The sequence below is a fragment of the Mesorhizobium sp. M7A.F.Ca.CA.002.15.2.1 genome, assembly GCF_003998715.1.
GTDB classification, from domain to species: Bacteria; Pseudomonadota; Alphaproteobacteria; order Rhizobiales; family Rhizobiaceae; genus Mesorhizobium; species Mesorhizobium ciceri.
On the sequence record NZ_RZPI01000278.1, the window covers coordinates 1 to 6708 of the forward strand.

Sequence of the window (6708 nt, forward strand, 5' to 3'; positions counted from 1 at the left end):
ATTCCTCAGATGGTTTGGCGAGAAAGGCTGGTCGCCGCGCGCCCATCAGATCGAACTTCTGGCGAAGGCCCAGGCCGGTCAGTCGGTCCTGCTGATCGCGCCGACCGGTGCCGGCAAGACGCTGGCCGGCTTCCTGCCTTCGCTGACCGAACTGGCCAACCGGCCAAAGAGAAAGCCGGGCCAGGCGCAGCGCGGTATCCACACGCTCTACATCTCGCCGTTGAAGGCGCTTGCCGTCGATATCGAGCGTAATCTCGGCAAACCGGTGGAAGAGATCGGGCTGCCCGTCACCATCGAGACGCGCACCGGCGACACGCCGGCGCACAAGCGCCAGCGCCAGAAACTGGTGCCGCCCGATATCCTGCTGACCACGCCCGAACAACTGGCGCTGCTGATTGCGGCCGGCGATGCCAGACGCTTCTTCGAAGATCTGCGCTACGTCGTGCTCGACGAACTGCATTCGCTGGTGACATCGAAACGCGGGCATCTGCTCGCGCTCGGCCTGGCACGGTTGCGCAGCTTTGTCCCTGGTCTGCAAACCATCGGGCTATCGGCGACGGTGGCCGAACCTGACGAGTTGCGGCGCTGGCTGGTCAGCCAGAATCCACCCAAGGGTTCGACAGGCCATGACATGGCCGAACTGATCGTCGTCACCGGGGGTGCGAAACCGGAGATTTCCATCCTCGACTCCGAAGAGCGCGTGCCATGGGCGGGACATTCTGCGCGCTACGCCACGCCGGAAATCTATCGCGAAATCAAGCGCCACAAGACGACCCTGCTGTTCGTCAACACGCGCAGCCAGGCGGAGCTGCTGTTCCAGGAATTGTGGCGGGTCAACGAGGACACGTTGCCGATCGCGCTGCATCACGGTTCGCTCGACGTCGCCCAGCGCCGGCGGGTCGAGAAGGCGATGGGCGAAAACGCGCTGCGCGCCATCGTCGCCACCTCGACTCTCGATCTCGGCATCGACTGGGGCGATGTCGATCTGGTGGTGCATGTCGGCGCGCCAAAGGGGGCGAGCCGACTGGCACAGCGCATCGGCCGTGCCAACCACCGCATGGACGAGCCGTCCAAGGCGATCCTCATCCCCGCCAACCGCTTTGAGGTGCTGGAATGCCGGGCCGCCCTCGACGCGAACTATCTAGGCGCGCAGGACACGCCTCCGTTGATCAATGGCGGGCTCGATGTGCTGGCCCAGCATGTGCTCGGCTGCGCCTGCGGCGCGCCGTTCCGTGCCGATGACCTGTACGAGGAGGTGCGAACGGCAGCACCCTATGTCAGCCTCGACCGGCCGACATTCGACCGCGTCATCGACTTCGTTGCCACCGGCGGCTATGCGCTCAAGAACTACGAGCGCTATGCCCGCATCCGTTTGAACAAGGACGGGTTGTGGCGGGTGTCCAATCCGCGCGTCGCCCAGCAATACAGGCTGAATGTCGGCACCATCATCGAGGTGCCGGCGCTGAATGTTCGATATGTGCAGGCCGGCAGCAAAGGCGCGGCTTCGCGTGGCGGCCGGGTCCTCGGCAAGATCGAGGAGGCCTTCCTCGAAACGTTGACGCATGGCGACACGTTCATGTTCGCCGGCAAGGTGCTGCGCTTCGAGGGCATCCGCGAGAATGAATGCTTCGTGTCGAACGCGCCGGGCAGCGATGCCAAGGTGCCCTATTATGGAGGCGGCAAGTTTCCGCTTTCGACCTATCTCGCCGAACAGGTCCGCATCATGCTCGATGACCCGCAGCGATGGAAAAAGCTGCCCGAGCAGGTCGCCGACTGGCTGCGCTTCCAGGCCGACAAATCGGTGCTGCCCAAGCGCGACGACCTGCTGATCGAGACCTTTCCACGCGGCAATCGCCACTATCTGGTGGCTTACCCGTTCGAGGGCAGGCTGGCGCACCAGACGCTCGGCATGCTGCTCACCCGCCGCCTCGACAGGGCAGGAGCCAGGCCGCTCGGCTTCGTCGCCACCGATTATGCGCTGGCTATATGGTCACTGGGCGACATGGGCGCGATGTTCAAAGCCAGGAAGCCTTCGCTGAGCGCACTTTTCGACCAGGACATGCTGGGCGACGACCTCGAAGCCTGGCTGGCCGACAGCTGGCTTCTCAAGCGCACCTTCCGTAACTGCGCGCTGATTTCCGGATTGATCGAGAAACGCCACCCTGGCCAGGAGAAGAGCGGCCGCCAGGTCACCGTCTCGACCGACCTGATCTATGATGTGCTGCGCAGCCATGAACCGGACCACATCCTGCTGCAGGCGACGCGTGCCGATGCGGCGGCCGGCCTGCTCGATGTCAGCAGACTTGCCGACATGCTCTCGCGCATCCAGGGTCGAATCGTGCATAAGGCACTCGAACAGATATCGCCGCTCGCCGTGCCGATCATGCTCGAGATCGGCAAGATGCCGGTGAACGGCGAAGCCGATGAGACATTGCTGATGGATGCGGCGACGCTGGTCGCAGAGGCCATGGGGCCGGAGATGGTCGAGGAATGAATTTTTCGCTGGCGCGCACATCGCTGATCGCCGAGGCCGATCTTGTCGGCATCGCCGGCAAGCGCGCCGTCTGCGACCCGCGCGGCGTGCTCTATTTTCCGGATCTGCGGCTTCTGGCCGTGTCCGATCTGCATCTGGAAAAGGGTTCGTCGCTGGCACGCCGCGGCACGCTGATCCCGCCCTACGACACCGGCGCGACCTTGCTGCGATTGCAGGCCGTCATCGCTGACTACCAGCCGTCTATCGTCATCAGCCTGGGCGACAGCTTTCACGATGGCGGTGGCGCCCAGCGCATGCATGCAAGCTTCCGCGAGCGGCTGGAGGCGTTGATATCAGGCCGGCAATGGTTCTGGGTCGCCGGCAATCATGACCCGGAAGCGCCAGCCGACCTGCCTGGCGAGACGGTGCGTGAACTTGCCATCGGCTCGCTGCTGTTCCGGCATGAGCCGTCGAAGCAGCGTGTCGAAGGCGAAATAGCGGGCCATCTGCATCCCTGCGCCCGCATCGTCCAGCAGGGCCGCTCGGTGCGGCGGCGCTGCTTTGCCGGCGACGGAGGCCGCATGATCATGCCGGCCTTCGGCGCCTATACCGGTTCGCTCAACGTTCTCGACCGCGCCTATGCCGGGCTGTTCCGGCTGGACACGCTGATGGCCTATATGCTGGGCGCCCAACGCATCTTTGCCATTTCCGGCTCGATGCTGCGGCCGGGCTAAACAGCCCTACCTGCCGTAATAAAGCGTAACCGTGTGCTTCGCCTCTGCAAAAAACAGCCAGCGCTCGACCAGCATGCCGGCGAACTGGATTGCAGCAGCGAGTACCGACAGCAACGCTGCCGGCGGCCAGGGCAGGGCGAACACAATGGCGAGCAGCCCCAAGGGCAACGCGAAGGCCAGAAGCTGCGTGATCTGACGCAGCCGCGCGCCATGCTTGCGCGCGATGCGGAAACCCATTTCCTTGAGCAGGTAATTCTCTTCGGTATGCGGCCATTCCAGCGACCGCACCGTACCTCCCGCCAGCCCGGTCGCGGTGTTGGCGGTGGTCGGGATCTCCAGCCGGTCATTGTAGCGCCAGGTCGCCAGCTTCCAGCCCCAGCCGGTCAAGGTCAGCAGCAGGCAAGCCGCCAGCTGCACCTTCGAACCAAGCGCAAAGCCCTGCAGCAGCGCGTTCAGCAGCACGCTGCCGGTCATTGCCGAGAAGATGAGATAGCCGGGCAGGGTGAAGCGGCTATGCCATTGGGCGATCGGCTTCAGCGACGCATAAATCATGCCGGTGGTGCAGACGGTGATGATTGCGCCGATGGTGGCCAGAGATCCGGCGATGCCGACCCAGCCATCGGTCTTGCCGAAGAATATCCAACCGATGCCGAACAGTCCCGCCGGAATGAAGGTGATGACCGAGGCAACACCTTCGCGCGACAGCCATGAACTGCGCCATTGTGAGAACGCCCGCCAGGCGCGTTCGGGGCGGCCGAGATGACCCGTCGAGGACAACAGGCCGGCTACGATCAGGCCGAGCGCCAGCCCCATGCCGATGAAGCCCAGCCAGAAATCGGGTGGGATGATCTGGAAGCCTCCGAGCGTGCCCAGCAGCGCGAGCAGGCCGTAGCCCGCGCCGGTGGCAGTGGTGAAGAAGACGACGGAGAAGGCTGGATGCATGGGTCAATTCGAAAGCATGCGGTCGACCCAGCCGAGGAAACCGCCTTCGGCCCGCACCGGTTCCAATGCCGGCGCGGCCACCGATGCGGCGCGCGCGGTGTGGGCGCGCGGCGGCAAATATTTGTTGGTCGGGCGATAGCCGAGCTCCGGCATCAGGTCGACGCCGCCACGCTCGGCCACCAGTTGCGAGACCGCCGACAGGGGATCGCCGAGATCACCGAAATGCCGGGCGCTGGTCGGGCAGGCGGCGACGCAGGCCGGCACGCGGTCTTCTTCGGCCAGATTGTCATTGTAGATGCGGTCGACACACAGCGTGCATTTCTTCATCACCCCGACATCGGTGTCGAATTCGCGTGCTCCATAAGGACAGGCCCAACTGCACAATTTGCAGCCGATGCACTTGTCCTCGTCGATCAGCACGATGCCGTCCGAAGCCCGCTTGTAGGAGGCGCCAGTCGGGCAGACGGTGACGCAGGCCGGCGTCTCGCAATGCAGGCAGGAGCGCGGGAAGTTCACCGTCCGTCCGCCCATCTCGGTGGTGTGCTCATAGCTGTGCACGCGGTTGAACCAGACGCCGTCGACATGGCCGCCATAGGGATCGATGTCGGTCAGCGGCGCCATGTGGCCGCCGGTGTTCCATTCCTTGCAGGCGGTGACGCAGGCCTGGCAGCCGACGCAGGTGTCGAGATCGATGACGAGGCCGAGCTTCTTGCCGCTTTGACTTGGCAGACAGGTCATTTGGTCGCCTCTCTCGCCCTGCGGAATTCGGCGCCGAAAGTCAGTCTGTCGGGCGAGGATTCGAAATGCGGCGGCTGCAGGAAACGCTGGAACTGCGGCTCGGTGAACCCGGCTTCTTCGGCTGCGCATTTGACGATGCGCACGCGCAGGTCGAACCACGCAGCCTGGCCCGTCACTGGATCGGAATTCGAATAGCGTTTGCCCTGAGCGTCGGCCGAGGTCTGGTCGCCGATGATATGGTTGAGCAGGAAGCCGCGGTTGCTCTCGGCCGCGTCGTCCTTCAGCCCCCAGCTGCCGCGCCTTTTGCCGATGGCGTTCCAGGTCCAGACCGTGCTTTCGTTCACCCCGTCGATCAGCTTGATCTGCCCCTTCACTCTGCCGTTGATGCTTTCGATCCACACCCAGTCGTCATCGACAAGGCCGAGACCGGCTGCCGTCCGGTGATGCACGAACAGCCGGTTCTGGCTGGTGATCTGCCGCAGCCACGCATTCTGCGAACCCCAGGAGTGGTACATGTGCATCGGCCGCTGCGTCAGCGCATGCAGCGGATATTTTTCGAGGTCGACGACCGCTTCCTCGAAGGGCATGTGCCAGAAGGGCAGCGGGTCCATGTAGGTCTCGATGCGCTGGCGATCGCCTTTCGGCGGCACCACACGGCCATGGCCACGCGCGGCGAGCCTGAAGCGCTGCATAGGCTCCGAGTAGAGCTGGAAAACGATCGGTTCGGCTTTCGGGATAAAACCCATCTGCACTGCGAAGTCGAGATAGGAGCGGTTGGCCATCTTGTAATAGCGCTGGTCGTCCGCGAAATCATGATGCCAGAAGCCGCCATTGTCGATGTAGCGCTGCAACTGGTCCGGGTTGGCCTCACCCCTGCCGGTCGAGGTCCCATCCTTGCCGCGCCAGCCGGCGAGCGGGCCGATGCCGGGCGTGCGCTCATGGTTGACGATGTAGTCGGCATAGTCGCGGTATCTGGCCGAGCCGTCCTCATCGACGAAACCAGGCAGGCCGAGCCGGGCGCCGAGTTCGATCAGCACCGACTGGAACGGCCGGACGTCGCGGTCGGGCTCGATGACGGGATGGCGGATGGCGTCGCCCGGTCCGTCGGCATGACTGATCGGCCGGTCGAGCAGGCTGATGCAGTCGTGGCGCTCGAGATAGGTCGTGTCCGGCAGCACCAGATCGGCGAACGGCACGGTCTCGGAATAATAGGCGTCGGAATAGATGATGAAAGGGATCTTGTAGTTGCCCGCTTCGTCGCTGTCGGTCAGCATCGCCATGGTCTCGACGGTGTTCATCGAGGAATTCCACGCCATGTTCGACATGTACATCATCAGCGTGTCGATCTTGTAGGGATCGCCTGCCCAGGCGTTGCGGATGACGGTGTGCATCAGGCCGTGCGCGGCCAGCGGCGCGTCCCACGAATAGGCCTTGTCGATGCGAAGCGGCGTGCCGGCCTCGCCGACCAGCAAATCGTCCGGCCCGCAGACGAAGCCGAGCGGCATGCCGTCGAGCGGCGTCATCGGCTTGACGGTCTTGCCCGCCGGCTTCGGTCCGGGCGGCGCGGATCGAGGGTAGGGCGGCTTGAAGCGGAAGCCGCCGGGGACATCCACCGTGCCCAACAGCACCTGAAGGAGATGGATGGCGCGGCAGGTGTGAAAACCGTTCGAATGGGCAGAGATGCCGCGCATGGCGTGCATCGAGACAGGCCGCCCCTTGATCGTCTCGTGGCGGCGCCCGGCCCAGTCGGTCCAGGCGATCGGCAATTCGATCGTCTGTTCGAAGGCGACATGGGCGAGTTCGGCGGCGATCCTGCGGATC

The 6708-nt window shown here is 64.3% G+C and carries 5 protein-coding genes; 2 read left to right on the top strand and 3 right to left on the bottom strand.

Annotated elements, in window-relative coordinates; all coding sequences use genetic code 11:
- Together ENZ74_RS16850 and pdeM are read left to right on the top strand one after the other, a co-directional pair.
- Positions 1-2494, top strand: a 2494-nt coding sequence (locus ENZ74_RS16850) for a ligase-associated DNA damage response DEXH box helicase (RefSeq protein WP_127312878.1), incomplete at its 5' end; no start/stop codon positions are given.
- A complete protein-coding gene (gene pdeM / locus ENZ74_RS16855; protein ID WP_063170001.1) occupies positions 2491-3207 on the top strand; it encodes a ligase-associated DNA damage response endonuclease PdeM in 717 nt (238 codons plus the stop codon). The genes ENZ74_RS16850 and pdeM, both read left to right, overlap by 4 nt.
- A 6-nt stretch (positions 3208-3213) precedes the next feature.
- Here pdeM and ENZ74_RS16860 read toward each other — a convergent pair whose 3' ends face one another.
- The 3 genes from ENZ74_RS16860 to ENZ74_RS16870 form a co-directional block, all read right to left on the bottom strand.
- Entirely contained in the window at positions 3214-4149 is a 936-nt protein-coding gene (locus ENZ74_RS16860; RefSeq protein WP_063170002.1) for a DmsC/YnfH family molybdoenzyme membrane anchor subunit, read from the bottom strand.
- Positions 4150-4152: 3 nt separating this feature from the next.
- The gene (locus ENZ74_RS16865) at positions 4153-4887 is read right to left on the bottom strand and encodes a 4Fe-4S dicluster domain-containing protein (protein ID WP_063170003.1); all 735 of its coding nucleotides are present in this window, start codon (positions 4885-4887) and stop codon (positions 4153-4155) included.
- On the bottom strand, positions 4884-6708 hold a 1825-nt coding region (locus ENZ74_RS16870; protein ID WP_164761058.1), incomplete at its 5' end, for a molybdopterin oxidoreductase family protein. The genes ENZ74_RS16865 and ENZ74_RS16870, both read right to left, overlap by 4 nt.